Here is a 16,518-nt window from a genome sequence, read left to right on the forward strand (position 1 = left end):
TCTCTGCCACGACGGTGGTGGGCGCGTGTGCAGCGCCGGGGGTGTTCTGGGTCTCGCGCACGACACCTCGCGCTCCCCATTTGGCGCGGTGCCGCGATCTGAGACGGAGCCCGTGTGCCAGCGCGGCCACGCGCGCCTGACCTGCGCCGTTATGGAGGAGGCTGGGCCGTGTGTGGGCCGTCACGGGACCGCCAGCGACCACCGACAACAACTGGTAACCACCGGCTCCGCCTGGCCGTCGCGAGCGCTGAGCTGCGCGAGGACCGGGCGGACCTTCGCGTGTCTGCGACACTGGAAGAACCATGCCTAAGCCCGGAGAACTCACCTTTGTCGCGCCCCGCGGAGCCAAGAGGCCCCCGCGGCACCTCGCCGACCTCACGCCCGCCGAGCGCAAGGAGGCAGTCGCCGCGACCGGCGAGAAGCCGTTCCGTGCGCAGCAGCTCTCGCAGCACTACTTCGCGCGGTACGCGCACGACCCGTCCGAGTGGACGAACATCCCGGCCGGGTCGCGGGAGAAGCTTGCCGAAGCGCTCTTCCCGGACCTCATGTCCGTCGTCCGTCACATCAGCTGCGACGACGACACCACCCGCAAGACGCTCTGGAAGCTGCACGACGGGACGCTCGTCGAGTCCGTCCTGATGCGCTACCCGGAGCGCGTGACGATGTGCATCTCGTCACAGGCCGGCTGCGGGATGAACTGCCCGTTCTGCGCCACCGGACAGGCCGGTCTGGACCGGAACCTCTCCACCGCCGAGATCGTGCACCAGATCGTGGACGGCATGCGGGCGCTGCGCGACGGCGAGGTGCCGGGCGGGCCCGCGCGCCTCTCCAACATCGTCTTCATGGGGATGGGGGAGCCGCTCGCCAACTACAACCGCGTCGTCGGCGCCATCCGCCGGCTGACCGACCCGGAGCCGGACGGCCTGGGCCTCTCCCAGCGCGGCATCACCGTCTCCACCGTGGGCCTGGTGCCCGCGATGCTGCGCTTCGCGGACGAGGGCTTCAAGTGCCGGCTCGCCGTCTCGCTGCACGCTCCGGACGACGACCTCCGCGACACCCTGGTGCCGGTGAACACCCGCTGGAAGGTCCGCGAGGTGCTCGACGCCGCGTGGGAGTACGCCGAGAAGTCAGGCCGCCGGATCTCGATCGAGTACGCCCTGATCCGCGACATCAACGACCAGGCGTGGCGGGGCGACCGGCTCGGCCGGCTGCTCAAGGGCAAGCGCGTGCACGTCAACCTGATCCCGCTCAACCCGACGCCCGGCTCGAAGTGGACGGCCTCCCGTCCCGAGGACGAGAAGGCGTTCGTGGAGGCCATCGCCGCCCACGGCGTACCCGTCACGGTGCGCGACACCCGTGGCCAGGAGATCGACGGCGCCTGCGGGCAGCTGGCCGCCTCCGAGCGCTGAGCCGAAGCCTTCGGAACGGCCCGGTCAGGCCGCAGCTGTCGGCCTGACCGGGCAGAACCTCCGAACGGGGTCCGTGTAGCCTGGCCCCGCGTTCAATTTCATATTCCGACAGGGGAGCGCCACAGCGCTGAGAGTGCGGCACCGGTGAACGGATGGCCGCAGACCCTCTGAACCTCGCCCGGGTCATTCCGGGTAGGAAGTTCGGACCTTACTCAAGCTGTTGCGCCCTGCCCGCTTCCGGTGATGACCGGCGCGTGCGGGGCCGCGTCTCTTCCTGGTCACCTCCAGGAGGAATCACATGCACACCACGACGAAGTACGCGGCGACCGCACTCACCGCCGCACTCGGCGTCACGGTCCTAGCGGGCTGCGGGAGCTCGGACGACGACACGTCCGGCGCCTCGAAGGGTTCCAAGACCGTCACCCTGGTCAGCCACGACTCCTTCGCCGCGTCGAAGGACGTGCTCGCGGAGTTCACCAAGGAGACCGGCTACACGGTCAAGGTCCTCAAGAGCGGCGACGCCGGTGCGGCCCTCAACCAGGAGATCCTCACCAAGGGCTCCCCGCGCGGCGACGTCTTCTTCGGCGTCGACAACACGCTGCTCTCCCGCGCCCTCGACCAGGGCCTCTTCACCCCGTACGAGGCGAAGGGCCTGGACGCCGTCGCGGCCGACACCCAGCTCGACGCCGAGCACCGGGTCACCCCGATCGACACCGGCGACATCTGCGTCAACTACGACAAGAAGTACTTCGCCGACAAGAAGCTGGCCCCGCCGCAGTCCTTCGCGGACCTGCTGAAGCCCGCGTACAAGAACCTCCTGGTCACCGAGAACGCCGCCACCTCCTCGCCCGGCCTCGGCTTCCTCCTCGGCACCATCGCCGACTCCGGCGAGAACGGCTACCAGGACTACTGGAAGAAGCTGAAGGCCAACGGCGTCAAGGTCGTCGACGGCTGGGAGCAGGCGTACAACGAGGAGTTCTCGGGTTCGGCCGGCGGCAAGAAGGCCAACGGCGACCGCCCGCTCGTCGTCAGCTACGCCTCCAGCCCGCCCGTCGAGGTGTACTACGCCGACCCGCAGCCGACCGAGGCTCCCACCGGCGTAGCCACCGCGACCTGCTTCCGCCAGATCGAGTTCGCCGGTCTGCTGGACGGGGCGAAGAACGAGGCGGGCGGCAAGGCGCTGCTGGACTTCCTGATCAGCAAGACGTTCCAGGAGGACATGCCGCTCCAGATGTTCGTCGACCCGGTGGTCGAGGGCACCAAGCTGCCGGAGGTCTACACCAAGTTCGGCGCCACCGTGGACAAGCCGTTCACCGTGGACCCGGCGAAGATCGCCGCCAACCGTGAGAGCTGGGTCCAGGCGTGGACCTCGATCGCCGTGAAGTGACGAAGCCCTAAGTGACGAAGACAGCCCGCCCCGCCGCGCGCCGCCGCATCCCCGGCGGCGCGCGCTCCCTCGCGACGCGGCTCGGCCTGATGGCCGTCCCCGTCGCGTTCTTCGCGCTGTTCTTCGCGTACCCGGTCGCCGCGATCGTCGCGCGGGGCCTGAAGACCGAGGACGGCTGGCAGTTCGCGCGCTTCGGCGAGGTCCTCGGCCGCGCCGATCTGCTGGACGTCCTCTGGTTCACCACCTGGCAGGCGTTCGCCTCCACCGCGCTGACCCTGCTGATCGCCCTGCCCGGGGCCTATGTCTTCGCCCGTCTCGAATTCCCCGGCAAGCAGCTGCTGCGCGCGATCGTCACCGTGCCGTTCGTGCTGCCGACCGTCGTCGTCGGCACGGCCTTCCTCGCGCTGCTGGGGCGCGGCGGACTGCTCGACGAACTGTGGGGCGTACGCCTCGACACCACCATGTGGGCGATCCTGCTGGCGCACGTCTTCTTCAACTACGCCGTGGTCGTACGGACCGTCGGCGGCCTCTGGTCGCAGCTCGACCCCCGCCAGGAGGAGGCCGCCCGGGTGCTCGGCGCGGGGCGGTTCGCCGCCTGGCGGCGGGTGACGCTGCCCGCGCTCGCCCCCGCGGTGGCCGCCGCCGCCCTGATGGTCTTCCTCTTCACCTTCACCTCGTTCGGTGTCGTGCAGATCCTCGGCGGGCCCGCCTACTCCACGCTGGAAGTGGAGATCTACCGGCAGACCGCGCAACTGCTCGATCTGCCCACGGCGGCGGTGCTGACGATCGTCCAGTTCGTCGCCGTCGGCGCCATCCTGGCCGTGCACGCGCGCACGGTACGCCGCCGGGAGACCGCGCTGCGCCTCGTCGACCCCGCGCAGACCTCGCACCGACCGCGCGGCGCCGGTCAGTGGGCGCTCCTCGGCGGGCTCCTGCTGACCGTGGTGCTGCTGATCCTGCTGCCGCTCGGGGTCCTGGTGGAACGCTCCTTCGACCAGCCCGGCGGGTACGGATTCGCCTACTACCGGGCCCTGGGCTCCGCGGAGGCGAGCGGTTCCACCTTCCTGGTCGCCCCGCTGGAGGCGATCGGGAACTCCCTCCAGTACGCCCTCGCCGCCACCGGCATCTCGCTCGTCGTGGGAGGGCTCGCCGCCGCCGCGCTCACCCGCCGGGCGGGCCGGCTGGTCCGGGGCTTCGACGCGCTCCTCATGCTGCCGCTCGGCGTCTCCGCGGTGACCGTGGGCTTCGGCTTCCTCATCACCCTGGACGAACCCCCGCTCGACCTGCGCACCTCCTGGATCCTGGTGCCGCTCGCCCAGGCGCTGGTGGGCGTCCCCTTCGTCGTACGGACCATGCTGCCGGTCCTGCGCGCGGTGGACGCCCGGCTGCGGGAGGCGGCGGCGGTCCTCGGTGCCTCGCCGCTGCGGGCCTGGCGCGAGGTGGACCTCCCGCTGGTGCGCCGGGCGCTGCTGGTCGCCGCCGGCTTCGCGTTCGCCGTCTCGCTCGGCGAGTTCGGCGCCACCGTCTTCATCGCCCGTCCCGACCGCCCGACCCTTCCGGTCGCCGTCGCGCGCCTGCTGGGCCGCTCCGGGGAGCTCAACTACGGCCAGGCGATGGCCCTCAGCACGATCCTGATGCTGGTGTGCGCCGTCTCCCTGCTGCTCCTCGAACGCATCCGTACCGACCGATCCGGGGAGTTCTGACCATGCTGGAACTGGAGTCGGCCACGGTCCGGTTCGGCGGACGAGCGGTGCTGGACGCGGTGGACCTCACCGTCGCCGACCACGAGATCGTCTGCGTGCTCGGCCCGAGCGGCAGCGGGAAGTCCACCCTGCTGCGCGTCGTCGCCGGGCTCCAGCCGCCCGACGGCGGCCGGGTGTTCCTCGACGGCGCCGACCAGGCGGGCGTTCCGGTGCACCGGCGCGGCCTCGGGCTGATGTTCCAGGACCACCAGCTCTTCCCGCACCGGGACGTTGCCGCCAACGTCGCCTTCGGGCTGCGGATGCGCGGGGTGGACCGGAGTGCCCAGCGGGCGAGGGTCGCCGAACTCCTCGCTCTGGTGGGGCTCTCCGGCGCGGGCCCGCGGGCCGTCGCCGGACTGTCCGGCGGCGAGCAGCAGCGGGTGGCGCTCGCCCGCGCCCTCGCGCCCAGCCCCCGACTGCTGATGCTGGACGAACCGCTGGGCCAGCTCGACCGAGGACTGCGCGAGCGCCTCGTCGTCGAACTCCGCGCGCTCTTCACGGAGTTGGGTACGACGGTGCTCGCCGTCACCCACGACCAGGGCGAGGCCTTCGCGCTCGCCGACCGGGTCGTGGTGATGCGGGACGGCCGGATCGCCCAGGCGGGTACCCCGCTGGAGGTATGGCAGCGCCCCGCCTCCGCGTTCGTCGCCCGCTTCCTCGGCTTCGACAACGTCGTCGCCGCGACGGTCACCGGCACGGCCGCCCGCACCCCGTGGGGCGAGGTGCCCGTACCGGAGGGATCTCCGCAGGGCCGCTGCGACCTGCTGGTACGCCCAGCCGGTGTGCGGATCGGCGCTCCGGGGGACGGCCTGCGGTGCACGGCCGGTGCGCGGACGTTCCGGGGCGACCGGGTCGCCGTACGGCTGACCCCCGAGCACGGCCCGGTCGTGGAGGCCGAGTGCGCGCTCGCCGACACCCCGGCCGAGGGCGCGCCCGTAGGAGTCACCTTCGACGCGGCGGGCACGGTGGTCCTGGCTGCCGAAGCGGACTCCTGACCGGGCCTTCGTGACGATCGGCCCGCCGATATCCTCCCTGCGGGGGGTGGCGATGGAGCGGATGGTCTTCGCACATCTGGCGTACCGGGCTGAGTGCCAGGAGTGCGGCGCCGAGACGGCGTGTTCGGGTGTTCAGGCACTGGTGGGCGGAGCGCTGACCTGGGACACCGAGATCGGCTGCCCGGCCTGCGGGCTCCGGCTGGCCGTGTGCGGGGACGACCTGCCCGCCGAGCTGCGGGACCGCCTGCTGGCCGAGCACGGTGCGGTACGGCTGCGAGTGGATCCGGCGGCGCGCAGCGCCGTGGTCATGCGGGTGCTGCGGACCGCACTCGGCCTCACCCTGTCCGACGTCAGGTCCGTGCTCGACGAGGTCGTCACGGGCCGGTACGTGGGCACGATGCCCGAGATGGAGCGCCTGGCCCGCATGCTGCGGGGCGCCGGGGTCGATGCCGAGGCCGCCCGGACGTGAGCCGCGTTCCGCTGCCCGGCACTCCGCGGCCCGACATGAGGGCGCGTCCCCTGGGGACGCGGGCCGACCGGTGGCTACGCTGCCGCGCATGACGACCACACAGCAGGCCGAGCCGCGCATATCCGTCCTGTACGACGACTCCCGCCGCGATCTGCGGGACACCTCCGCGCCCCGCCCGGTACGGCTCTACGAGTGGGAGCCGGACCACCGGGTCACCGACGCGGGTCCGCTGGTCGTGGTCTCGCACGGGACGGGCGGCTCCGGCAGCGGGATGAACTGGCTGGTACGCCCGCTGGTGGAGGCGGGCCTCCGGGTGGTCGCCCTCGACCACCACGGCAACAACTTCGTCGACGGATACGAGCCCGAGGGCTTCCTCCTCGGCTGGGAACGCGCCCGGGACGTCACCTTCGCGCTCGACGCCCTGGCCGCCCGGGAGCCCCTGGGACCGGTCGGTGCCGCCGGATTCTCGTTCGGCGGGTACACCGCCGCCGCACTCGCCGGGGCCCGTGTCGACCGGAACGTGGTGGCGGCCATCCTCGGCGGAAAGGTGCCGGAGCCGGTGATCCCGGAGTTCCCCGCGCTGATCGCGGCCCTGCGGGAGAAGCGGACGGCGGAGGAGCTGGCGGCGGTGGTCCAGGACTCCGGGGCGGACGTGTCCGACCCGCGCGTGCGGGCCGTCTTCCAGGTGGCGCCCGGCCTGGGTTCGCTGGTGACGCCCGCCAGCCTGGCGGCGATCCGGATTCCGGTGGAAGTCCGCTGGGCCGGTGCCGACACCATCACCCCGTACGACGAGGACACCGCGCCGTACCTGGCGCACGTTCCGGGGATCACCGGGCTCTGCGTCGGTCCGGGTGTCCGGCACGAGGACTTCTTCGAGCACCTGGAGGGCGACGAGGACGCCCGGGCGAGGACCGGCGCGGGCGCCGCCGCGTTCTTCCTGCGGCATCTCACCTGACGCCCCTTCGCCGGGACCAGGTCCTCCGCCCGCCGCCGCGACAGCCCGGGGCGGGCGGGGCAAGGTGGAGAGGGGTCGCGGAAGCCGCCGACCGGAGAGCGGGCCCCACCGGGACCGAAGCGGGCCCGGACCGGGAGAGGACAGGGGCGCGGATCATGAGCCGGTCAGCACGCGAGGGCATCGACATCACCCGCGTACTCGACGCCCCCAGACAGCGCGTCTTCCGGGCGTGGACCGACCCGGAGGACTTCGCGGCCTGGTACGGCGGCGACGCGGAGGTCCCGCTCGACCGGATGTCCATGGACGTACGCCCCGGGGGCAGCTGGAGCCTGGTCCTGGTGGTGCCCGGCACCGAGATGCCGTTCCACGGGACGTACCTCGAAGTGGCGGACCCGGAGCGGATCGTCTTCACGCTCCAGGACGCCACCGCGCCCGGGGACGCGGGCGAGACGGTGACCGCCACCTTTCACGAGCGGGCGGGATCCACCACCGAGCTGGTCTTCCAGCAGCGCGGCGGCCACCTCACGCCCGAGCAGTACGCCGCCGCCGAGGACGGCTGGGAGGCCTTCTTCGACGCCCTCGCCGCCCGCCTGGCCGCGCGTCCCTGATCACGCCCGCGAGGCACAACCGGGCACCGGGGCGCTGGGGCTCCGGTCAGAGACCCAGATCTCCGACGAACCCGGAGAACGCAGGCGCCACGACCCGCCGGCGGCACCAGCGCGGATCCGTCCAGAAGTCGGTGCCGACGACGCGGGGATCGGTGGGACCGGTCCGGTAGTCCAGCGCCAGAGCTCCGTCGGCACCGGGCATGCGGGTGACGGCGATCACCACAGCCTGTTCGGCATCGAGCCAGGGCAGTTCCAGCGGGGTGTCCGCCCGGCTTCCGCGCGCCACACGGAAGAAGGTGGAGTCCGGGTCGTCGGCGTGCAAGTCCAGCGACAGGGACGCGTACGTCATCTGCTCCGGGTCGCGCACCATGAAGAGCGGGTCCGCGAACCAGGGGACGACCTCCGCAGGCACGGCATCGCCCGGCAGACGCCAGAGGCCGCGCTCGACGAGGGCCGTCAGCCGGGACGGCAGAGCAAGTCCACGGACCGTCGCATGCGCCATGGCGCACAGCCTCGCACGGTGGACCGGCGGCCTGCGGCCGGGGCCGGCACCCGGCGACGGTCCGCAGGGCCCGCAGGCCCGCGACACAAACGCCGGGGTCCGGCGCCTCTGCCGGACCCCGGCGCCTCTCAGCCCGACAGGGGCAGCGCCGCCAGCTGGGCGATCGCCCAGGTCAGCGGGGCGAACACCAGCAGCAGCGCCACCGCCCGCAGCGCCGTCGCGGACCGCAGGACCGACGAGCGGGCGCCCAGCCGGTGCAGGTTCTCCGCGGTCCGCGCCCGGTCCTGCCTCGCCTCGATCGCCGAGGTGAGCAGGGACGCCACCGTGCAGCCCAGCACCAGGACGGCCCCGAGCGCGGTGAGCGGCCCGTAGGGGCGTGAGCCCGGTTCGTACAGCGCCATCGCCGCGACGGCGCCCGAGACGACGGCGCAGACGATGCCGAGCGGCCGGCCGATGCGGCGGGCCTCGTCCATCAGGACCCGGCCCGCCAGCAGCCGCACGGCCCCGGGCCGCGCCGACTGGAGCAGCCGGCCGCAGAGGTGGGTGAGGCCGGGGCCGGCGAGCGCCAGACCGGTCGCGGTGAGGACCCAGCCGGCCAGCACACCGGCCGGGGTGGAGTCGAGCCGGCCGGGCAGCGGGAACGGGCTGCCTCCCGAGCCCCGGCTCGCGTACGCCTCCACCGCCAGCCCGGCGGCGGTCAGCGCCACACCCCAGGGCAGTCCCGACGGAGCCGCCGCGGGGGAGAGGGGCTCCTCCGCCGCGAAGGGGTCGTCCGGCGCGGCGGCCGTCGGCCGGGACCGCAGGGCCAGTGCGCTCGCCACGGACGCCGATACGGGCACGAGTGCCAGCAGTACCAGCGCGGCGGCGAGCGGCAGCGGACTGCCGGCGCCCAGGAACTTCGCCGCGCCGCCGTCGAACGGCATCCCGGTCAGATCGCCGCGCAGATGCAGGAAGAAGAGCAGGGCCACCATCGAGCCGAGGGTGGTGGCGACCGCCGTGGAGACCGCGGCGAGCACGGACAGTCGGACCGGCCCGAGGCCGAGGGCGGAGAGCCCGGCGCGCGGCCGGGTGCTGGGGTCCGTACGGGCCACCGCGACGGCGAACTGCACGGTGGCCGCGAGCGGCACCGAGCACCAGAGCAGGCGCAGTACGGAGCCTGCCGCCTGGTCCGGGTGGCCGGAGGCGTGGCCGAGCGTGCTCAGCAGCAGGAAGCCCACCCCGGCGGAGGCGGAGGCGACCAGCAGCCGCCTGACCAGGACGAGGGGATGGGAGCCGCGGACTAGACGGAGAGCGAGCACGCCGAGCGGCCTTCCGTATCGGCTCCCGCGGGCAGTTTGACGGTGGCGACCCGGCGGCCGTCCAGCATCGGGACCGTACGGTCGGCGAGTGCGGCGATCTCCACGTCGTGGGTGGCGATCACCACCGTGATGTCGTGCGAACGCGCCGCCGCCGTGAGGGTCCGCAGCAGCTGGTTGCGGTCGGCGGCGTGCAGGGTCGCGGTCGGCTCGTCCGCGAAGATCACGGACGGGGCGGCGGTGAGGGCGCGCGCCACGGAGACCCGCTGACGCTGGATCTGGAGAAGGGCGTGCGGCCGCTTCCTGGCGAGCGGTCCGATGTCCATCCGCTCCAGCCACTCCATGGCGGCCTTCTTGGCGGCGCGGTGGGACGTGCCGCGCAGCAGCAGCGGCAGCGCCGCGTTCTCCCAGACGCTCAGTTCGGGGACGAGCTGCGGGTCGGAGGCGATCCAGCCGAATCTTTCGCGGCGCAACTGCTCGCGCATGCGCGGGCCCATGGTGTGGACCGGAACACTGTTGAACCACACCTCGCCCTGCTGCGGCACCAGTTGACCGGAGAGGCAGTGCAGCAGCGTGGACTTGCCGCTGCCGCGCGGGCCGGTCACGGCGAGGATCTCTCCGTCGCGGACACCGAGCGAGACACCGCTGAGGCCCGGCGATCCATTGTGGGAGTGATGCAGGGAACGTGCCCAGATCACGTCGTTGTCCGGCGGGGCCACCATGGCGTACACCTCGGTTCAGGTCAGTTTCCCGTTCCCTCGTACGGGGGAACGAAGACGCGGCCGATCGGTCACTGGGCACGGTAGGGAACCGTGCCCAGGTGTGCGAACAGCACGCGGCCCGGACGAGTCCGTTCTCACTCGAACGGGCGCATTCGGGCCGAGGTGACCACGGGGGACGGGTCGGTGTGCAAGGGGTGTCAGAGCGTGGCCCAGGCCTCCGTCAGGACGGACCGGAGGATGCCTTCGATCTCGTCGAAGGTGGACTGGTCGGAGATGAGCGGCGGGGCGAGCTGGATGACCGGATCGCCCCGGTCGTCGGCCCGGCAGTACAGCCCGTTGTCGAACAGAGCCTTGGAGAGGAAGCCGTAGAGCACCCGCTCCGTCTCCTCCGCGGTGAACGTCTCCTTGGTGGCTTTGTCCTTCACCAGTTCGATGCCGTAGAAGAAGCCGTTGCCCCGCACGTCCCCGACGATCGGGAGGTCGTGCAGCTTGCTCAGGGTGGAGAAGAAGGCGTCCTCGTTGTCCAGCACGTGCTGGTTGAGGCCCTCGCGCTCGAAGATGTCGAGATTGGTCAGGGCGACGGCCGCCGAGACCGGGTGGCCACCGAAGGTGTAGCCGTGGAGGAAGGTGTTGCCGCCCCGGTAGAACGGCTCCGCGATCCGGTCCGAGACGATGCAGGCGCCGATCGGTGAGTACCCGGAGGTCATGCCCTTGGCGCAGGTGATCATGTCCGGCACGTAGCCGAACTTGTCGCAGGCGAACATGGTGCCGAGACGCCCGAAGGCGCAGATGACCTCGTCGGAGACGAGCAGCACGTCGTACCGGTCACAGATCTCGCGGACCCGCTGGAAGTATCCCGGCGGCGGCGGGAAGCAGCCGCCCGCGTTCTGCACCGGCTCCAGGAAGACCGCCGCGACCGTGTCGGGGCCCTCGAAGCGGATCTCCTGCTCGATCTGGTCGGCGGCCCAGCGGCCGAAGGCCTCGGGGTCGTCGCCGAAGAGGGGCGCACGGTAGATGTTGGTGTTGGGCACCTTGTGCGCACCGGGTACGAGCGGCTCGAACGGAGCCTTCAGCGCGGGGAGGCCGGTGATCGACAGGGCGCCCTGGGGGGTGCCGTGGTAGGCGACGGCACGGGAGATGACCTTGTACTTGGTCGGCTTGCCCTGGAGCTTGAAGTACTGCTTCGCCAGCTTCCAGGCGGTTTCGACGGCCTCGCCGCCGCCCGTGGTGAAGAAGACCTTGTTGAGGTCGCCCGGCGCGTAGTCGGCGAGGCGCTCGGCGAGCTCGACGGCCTTGGGGTGGGCGTACGACCACACGGGGAAGAAGGCCAGCTCCTGGCCCTGCTTGTAGGCCGTCTCGGCGAGTTCGTGCCGTCCGTGCCCCGCGTTGACCACGAAGAGGCCGGAGAGCCCGTCGAGGTAGCGCTTTCCCCCGGCGTCGTAGATGTAGGTGCCCTCGCCCCGCACGATGGTGGGGACGGGCGCGTTCTCGTAGTCCGACATGCGGGTGAAGTGCATCCACAGGTGGTCGTACGCGGTTCGGCTGAGGTCCTTGCTCACGGCTATCGGGTTCCCCACATATAGGTCTGCTTCTTGAGCTTGAGGTAGACGAAGCTCTCCGTGGAGCGCACTCCGGGAATGGTGCGTATGCGGGTGCCGATCGTCTCCAGCAGGTGGTCGTCGTCCTCGCAGACGATCTCCACCATCAGATCGAACGAGCCCGCGGTCATCACCACGTACTCGCACTCGTCCATCGCCGTCAGCGCCTCGGCGACCGGTTCGACGTCCCCGGCCACGTTGATGCCGACCATCGCCTGCCGTCGGAAACCCACGGTCAGCGGGTCGGTGACGGCGACGATCTGCATCACGCCCTGGTCGAGCAGTTTCTGTACGCGCTGGCGCACGGCCGCCTCGGAGAGGCCCACGGCCTTGCCGATGGCGGCGTACGGCCTGCGTCCGTCCTCCTGGAGCTGCTCGATGATCGCCAGGGACACGGCATCGACCGCTGGGGTCGATCCGTTCCCGGTCCGGGACTCCGCGCTACGACTGGCCACGGGCACCACTGTGCACCGCGACTCCGGGGAGTTGCAAGCATGGATCGATGAAATTCGTTGTCACCGTGCTCGTATCCGACTGAATCCGCACACGGTGGTGGTGGGGCCTGCCGAAAGCGTCTGCGCTCCGGCGAGTGAGCCGTAGGCTGGCCGCGAGGCACCGGGCCGACGAAGAGACCGACGAAAAGGAGGGGTGGCTGTGACCACCGAGGTGCGCCGACTGCGCAACTACATCGACGGGGAATTCCGGGACGCCGCGGACGGGCGGACCATCGACGTGGTCAACCCGGCCACGGAGGAGGTCTACGCGACCTCGCCGCTCTCCGGCCAGGCCGACGTCGACGCCGCCATGGCGGCCGCCGCCGCGGCGTTCCCCGCGTGGCGCGACGCCACGCCCGCCGAGCGGCAGAAGGCCCTGCTCAAGATCGCCGACGCGTTCGAGGAGCACGCGGAGGAGCTGATCGCGGCGGAGTCGGAGAACACCGGCAAACCGCTGGCGCTCACCCGCAGCGAGGAGATCCCCCCGATGGTGGATCAGATCCGCTTCTTCGCGGGTGCCGCCCGGATGCTGGAGGGGCGCTCCGCCGGCGAGTACATGGAGGGCCTCACCTCGATCGTCCGGCGCGAGCCGGTCGGTGTCTGCGCCCAGGTCGCGCCGTGGAACTACCCGATGATGATGGCGGTCTGGAAGTTCGCCCCGGCCCTGGCGGCGGGGAACACCGTCGTCCTCAAGCCGTCCGACACCACTCCCGCCTCGACCGTCCTGATCGCCGGCATCATCGGCGAGATCCTCCCCGCCGGCGTCTTCAACGTCATCTGCGGCGACCGCGAGACCGGTCGCGCGATGGTGGAGCACCCGACCCCTGCGATGGCCTCGATCACCGGTTCCGTACGGGCCGGTACGCAGGTCGCCGCGTCGGCGGCCAAGGACGTCAAGCGTGTCCACCTGGAGCTCGGCGGCAAGGCGCCCGTCGTGGTCTTCGAGGACGTGGACATCGACAAGGCGGTGGCCGGAATCTCCGAGGCGGGTTACTTCAACGCCGGCCAGGACTGTACGGCGGCTACCCGGGTGCTGGTGCACGAGTCGGTGCACGACGCGTTCGTCGCGGCGCTGGCGGCGGCGGCCAAGGAGACGAAGACGGGCCTGCCGGACGACGAGGACGTGCTCTACGGCCCGCTCAACAACGCCAACCAGCTCGCCCAGGTCAGCGGGTTCATCGACCGCCTCCCGGCGCACGCGACCGTCGAGGCGGGCGGCCACCGGGTCGGTGACAAGGGCTACTTCTGGGCGCCGACCGTCGTCTCCGGCCTGCGCCAGGACGACGAGATCATCCAGAACGAGGTCTTCGGCCCCGTCATCACCGTGCAGTCCTTCACCGACGAGGCCCAGGCCCTGGAGTTCGCCAACGGCGTCGAGTACGCGCTCGCCTCCTCGGTATGGACCAAGGACCACGCCCGCGCGATGCGGATGTCGAAGAACCTCGACTTCGGCTGCGTCTGGATCAACACCCATATCCCGCTGGTCGCCGAGATGCCGCACGGCGGCTTCAAGAAGTCCGGCTACGGCAAGGACCTTTCGGGGTACGGCTTCGAGGACTACACCCGCATCAAGCACGTCATGACCTCGCTCGAAGGCTGAGCGATCCGCTCGGCCCGGTAGTCCATCAGAGCCCGAGTCCCACGGTTGGTGAACGGCCCCCGGTCCTCCGGGGGCCGTTCGGCGTTCAGGGGGTGCGGGAGGCGTGGCTGCCGTGCGCCGGAAGGCGGTCCGGGACTCTTTTGAACGCGTTCATAAATGGCGTACAGTGCGGGGCATGAACGAGCGGGCCCTGATACGGCGCATACGCGTGTGGTTGGTCTTCTTCATCGTCTGCCTGGCACTGAGCGGGCTCACCGCCTTCCCGCTCGTGCACGAACTCCGCTGGACCGAAGAGCTGTTGTCCTCCTCCGCGTCACCGGTTCCCGAGCATCTGCCCGCCCTCATGGAGTGGATCACCCGGGTGCGCACCGGACTCGACGAGGCCGACGCACGCCACCCCTTCGTGCTGTACGGGACCGACTGGCTGGCCTTCGCCCACCTCGTCATCGCCGTGGCCTTCTACGGCCCCTACCGCGACCCGGTCCGCAACATCTGGGTCGTGGAATTCGGCATGATCGCCTGCGCGGGCATCCTGCCGCTCGCCCTGATCTGCGGTCCGCTGAGGGGCATTCCGTTCTGGTGGACCGTCATCGACATGTCGTTCGGCGTCTTCGGCGTGGTCCCGCTGCTCGTGGTGCGGCGGCTGATCAAGAGACTGGAGGCGGCGGGGCGCACCGCCTACGGGTCGTCGATCCAGCGGGCGGCCGCCCCGGCGGGGTGAGGCCCCGGAGGGGCGGCTGCCCGCCGGAAGAAGGTCAACCGCCCGTTCCTGAGCGGGAGTCGGCGAGGAGGCGGCGCAGGACGTCGATCCGGTTGGTGGTGATCGAGTCGACCCCGCGGGAGATCAGCCGCCGCATGGTGCGGCCGGTGTCCGCCGTCCAGGCGGAGACGAGCAGCCCGTCCCGGTGGACGCGGTCCGCCAGTTCCGAAGTCACCAGCCCGAAGCGGTAGTTCAGCCAGCGCGGGCCGATCGCGGCGAGGAGTCCGGGACGGGGAGGGGCGAGGGTCGTCCAGGTCAGGGCGATCTCGGCCGAGGGGTCCTCGGCGCGTACCCGCAGCATCGCGTCGGGGCCGGCGCAGTAGTACGCGCGCTCACCCGCCCCGCACTCGCGCACCGTGCCCACGATCGTCCGCACCGAGGCGTCGGTGGAGCCGGGCAGGTCCACCATCACCCGGTGCGGGCCGAACGCGGCCAGCGCCTCGTGCAGCGTCGGTACCCCGCCGCCGGTGCGCTCCGCCAACTCGGCGTGGTCGAGGGCGTCCACGCGGCGGTCGATGCCCCAGAGCCGTTCGAGCGTGGCGTCGTGGAGCAGTACGGGGACCCCGTCCCGGGTCACCCGTACGTCGATCTCGACCGCGTCCGCCCCCCGTTCGAGGGCGGACCGGATCGAGGACAGCGTGTTCTCGCGGACGCGGTAGGGATCTCCGCGATGCCCCACGGCGGTGACGGTGTGTGCCATGGGGTCATTGTCGCGTCCGGGCGGGGTCAGTGGTCGAGCGTCGCCAGCCACTGTGCCGTGTAGGTGTCGATCTCGGCGGCCAGCTTCCGCTTCCCGGCGGGCTCCATGAAGGAAGCCTCCACGGAGTTCTTCGCCAGCTCCGCGATCCCGCGTTCGTCGAGCTCCAGCAGCCGGGCCGCCACCGCGTACTCGTTGTTCAGGTCGGTGCCGAACATCGGCGGGTCGTCGCTGCTGACGGTGACCAGCACACCGGCCGCCACCATCTCCTTGATCGGGTGGGCGTCCAGGTCCGCCACCGCGCGCGTCGCGATGTTGGAGGTCGGGCAGACCTCCAGCGGGATCCGGCGCTCCGCGAGGTGCTGGAGCAGGGCCGGGTCCTGCACCGACGTCGTACCGTGCCCGATGCGCTCGGCGCGCAGCGCCGTCAGCGCGTCCCACACCGTCTGCGGGCCCGTGGTCTCACCGGCGTGCGGCACCGAGTGCAGTCCGGCGGCGATGGCGCGGTCGAAGTACGGCTTGAACTGCGGACGGTCCACGCCCACCTCCGGGCCGCCCAGCCCGAACGAGACCAGCCCCTCGGGCCGCAGGTCCAGGGCCAGCCGCGCGGTCTCCTCGGCGGACACGAGCCCCGCCTCCCCGGGGATGTCGAAGCACCAGCGCAGCACCGTGCCGAACTCCGCCTCGGCCGCCTTGCGGGCGTCCTCTATCGCCTCCATGAAGCCCTGCTCGGGGATGCCCCGCCTCACCGAGCTGTACGGGGTCACGGTCAGTTCGGCGTACCGGATGTTCTGCCGGGCCATGTCACGGGCGACCTCGTACGTGAGCAGCCGTACGTCCTCCGGGGTGCGGACCAGGTCCACCACCGAGAGGTACACGTCGATGAAGTGGCCGAAGTCCGTGAAGGTGAAGAAGTCGGCCAGTGCCTCGGGGTCGCTGGGCACCTTGGAGTCCGGATGGTGAGCTGCCAGTTCCGCCACGATGCGGGGGGAGGCCGAGCCGACGTGGTGCACGTGGAGTTCGGCCTTGGGCAGTCCCGCGATGAAGGGACGGAGGTCGGTCATCAGAAGTCTCCGGTGGTTCTCGGTACGCCGGAACCGGTCGCCCAGGGCGCCCGGTTCTCCGGCAGGGGCCCGCCGGTGGCACCGAACATGGTAGGCGGCCCGGGAAAGGCCGGGCCGGGGCGCCGAGGCTCTGTGGCCGAAATCGCCCCGCCCGCAGGCCCGCCGAGAGTGCGTGCCGGGCGTCGCGACGGGGCAGACCTTGGCTGACGCGGCACTAGCAT

Annotated in this window: 16 protein-coding genes and 1 riboswitch; of the genes, 9 read left to right on the forward strand and 7 right to left on the reverse strand. The window is 71.5% G+C overall.

Annotated elements, in window-relative coordinates:
* The first annotated feature begins 302 nt into the window (after nucleotides 1-302).
* The 7 genes from rlmN to OHA55_RS24325 all read left to right on the forward strand — a co-directional run bounded on the left by rlmN (nucleotide 303) and on the right by OHA55_RS24325 (nucleotide 7,565).
* Complete coding sequence (gene rlmN, locus OHA55_RS24295; protein WP_266709709.1) at nucleotides 303-1,409, forward strand: 23S rRNA (adenine(2503)-C(2))-methyltransferase RlmN; 1,107 nt, start codon at nucleotides 303-305, stop codon at nucleotides 1,407-1,409.
* Between the two features lie 100 nt (nucleotides 1,410-1,509).
* Nucleotides 1,510-1,626: riboswitch (TPP riboswitch) on the forward strand.
* Between the two features lie 81 nt (nucleotides 1,627-1,707).
* A complete protein-coding gene (locus tag OHA55_RS24300; protein ID WP_266709711.1) occupies nucleotides 1,708-2,796 on the forward strand; it encodes a thiamine ABC transporter substrate binding subunit in 1,089 nt (362 codons plus the stop codon).
* A gap of 89 nt (nucleotides 2,797-2,885) precedes the next feature.
* The gene (locus OHA55_RS24305) at nucleotides 2,886-4,499 is read left to right on the forward strand and encodes an iron ABC transporter permease (protein ID WP_266711113.1); all 1,614 of its coding nucleotides are present in this window, start codon (nucleotides 2,886-2,888) and stop codon (nucleotides 4,497-4,499) included.
* Nucleotides 4,500-4,501: 2 nt separating this feature from the next.
* Complete coding sequence (locus OHA55_RS24310) at nucleotides 4,502-5,533, forward strand: ABC transporter ATP-binding protein (protein WP_266709713.1); 1,032 nt, start codon at nucleotides 4,502-4,504, stop codon at nucleotides 5,531-5,533.
* Nucleotides 5,534-5,543: 10 nt separating this feature from the next.
* A complete protein-coding gene (locus tag OHA55_RS24315; protein WP_266709715.1) occupies nucleotides 5,544-6,002 on the forward strand; it encodes a hypothetical protein in 459 nt (152 codons plus the stop codon).
* A gap of 88 nt (nucleotides 6,003-6,090) precedes the next feature.
* The gene (locus OHA55_RS24320) at nucleotides 6,091-6,957 is read left to right on the forward strand and encodes an alpha/beta hydrolase (RefSeq protein ID WP_266709717.1); all 867 of its coding nucleotides are present in this window, start codon (nucleotides 6,091-6,093) and stop codon (nucleotides 6,955-6,957) included.
* 155 nt (nucleotides 6,958-7,112) lie between these two features.
* The gene (locus OHA55_RS24325; protein WP_266709719.1) at nucleotides 7,113-7,565 is read left to right on the forward strand and encodes an SRPBCC domain-containing protein; all 453 of its coding nucleotides are present in this window, start codon (nucleotides 7,113-7,115) and stop codon (nucleotides 7,563-7,565) included.
* A 46-nt stretch (nucleotides 7,566-7,611) separates the two neighbouring features.
* Here OHA55_RS24325 and OHA55_RS24330 read toward each other — a convergent pair whose 3' ends face one another.
* The 5 genes from OHA55_RS24330 to OHA55_RS24350 all read right to left on the reverse strand — a co-directional run bounded on the left by OHA55_RS24330 (nucleotide 7,612) and on the right by OHA55_RS24350 (nucleotide 12,137).
* On the reverse strand, nucleotides 7,612-8,067 hold the full coding sequence (locus tag OHA55_RS24330; RefSeq protein WP_266709721.1) for a hypothetical protein: 456 nt from the start codon (nucleotides 8,065-8,067) through the stop codon (nucleotides 7,612-7,614).
* A 128-nt stretch (nucleotides 8,068-8,195) separates the two neighbouring features.
* Entirely contained in the window at nucleotides 8,196-9,365 is a 1,170-nt protein-coding gene (locus OHA55_RS24335; protein WP_266709723.1) for a hypothetical protein, read from the reverse strand.
* Nucleotides 9,347-10,084 carry an ABC transporter ATP-binding protein gene (locus OHA55_RS24340; protein WP_266709725.1) on the reverse strand — a complete coding sequence of 246 codons (738 nt, stop codon included), beginning with the start codon at nucleotides 10,082-10,084 and terminating at the stop codon, nucleotides 9,347-9,349. Before OHA55_RS24340 ends, OHA55_RS24335 begins: the two co-directional genes overlap by 19 nt.
* 197 nt (nucleotides 10,085-10,281) lie before the next feature.
* On the reverse strand, nucleotides 10,282-11,661 hold the full coding sequence (locus OHA55_RS24345; protein WP_266709727.1) for an aspartate aminotransferase family protein: 1,380 nt from the start codon (nucleotides 11,659-11,661) through the stop codon (nucleotides 10,282-10,284).
* On the reverse strand, nucleotides 11,646-12,137 hold the full coding sequence (locus OHA55_RS24350; protein ID WP_266709729.1) for an Lrp/AsnC family transcriptional regulator: 492 nt from the start codon (nucleotides 12,135-12,137) through the stop codon (nucleotides 11,646-11,648). Before OHA55_RS24350 ends, OHA55_RS24345 begins: the two co-directional genes overlap by 16 nt.
* 199 nt (nucleotides 12,138-12,336) lie before the next feature.
* Between OHA55_RS24350 and OHA55_RS24355 the strand changes: the two genes are divergently transcribed.
* Together OHA55_RS24355 and OHA55_RS24360 are read left to right on the forward strand one after the other, a co-directional pair.
* A complete protein-coding gene (locus OHA55_RS24355; protein WP_266709731.1) occupies nucleotides 12,337-13,776 on the forward strand; it encodes a gamma-aminobutyraldehyde dehydrogenase in 1,440 nt (479 codons plus the stop codon).
* A 175-nt stretch (nucleotides 13,777-13,951) separates the two neighbouring features.
* A complete protein-coding gene (locus tag OHA55_RS24360) occupies nucleotides 13,952-14,497 on the forward strand; it encodes a hypothetical protein (RefSeq protein ID WP_266709733.1) in 546 nt (181 codons plus the stop codon).
* Nucleotides 14,498-14,531: 34 nt separating this feature from the next.
* On the opposite strand, the gene OHA55_RS24365 is transcribed toward OHA55_RS24360, so the two are convergent.
* Both OHA55_RS24365 and OHA55_RS24370 read right to left on the reverse strand, forming a co-directional pair.
* Nucleotides 14,532-15,236 (reverse strand): glycerophosphodiester phosphodiesterase, encoded by a 705-nt coding sequence (locus OHA55_RS24365; RefSeq protein ID WP_266709735.1) that lies wholly within the window; start codon nucleotides 15,234-15,236, stop codon nucleotides 14,532-14,534.
* A 26-nt stretch (nucleotides 15,237-15,262) separates the two neighbouring features.
* Nucleotides 15,263-16,297, reverse strand: coding sequence for an adenosine deaminase (locus OHA55_RS24370; protein ID WP_266709737.1), 1,035 nt, complete (start codon nucleotides 16,295-16,297; stop codon nucleotides 15,263-15,265).
* Between the last annotated feature and the right edge of the window lie 221 nt (nucleotides 16,298-16,518).

This window comes from Streptomyces sp. NBC_00102 (assembly GCF_026343115.1).
Classification (GTDB): Bacteria; Actinomycetota; Actinomycetes; order Streptomycetales; family Streptomycetaceae; genus Streptomyces.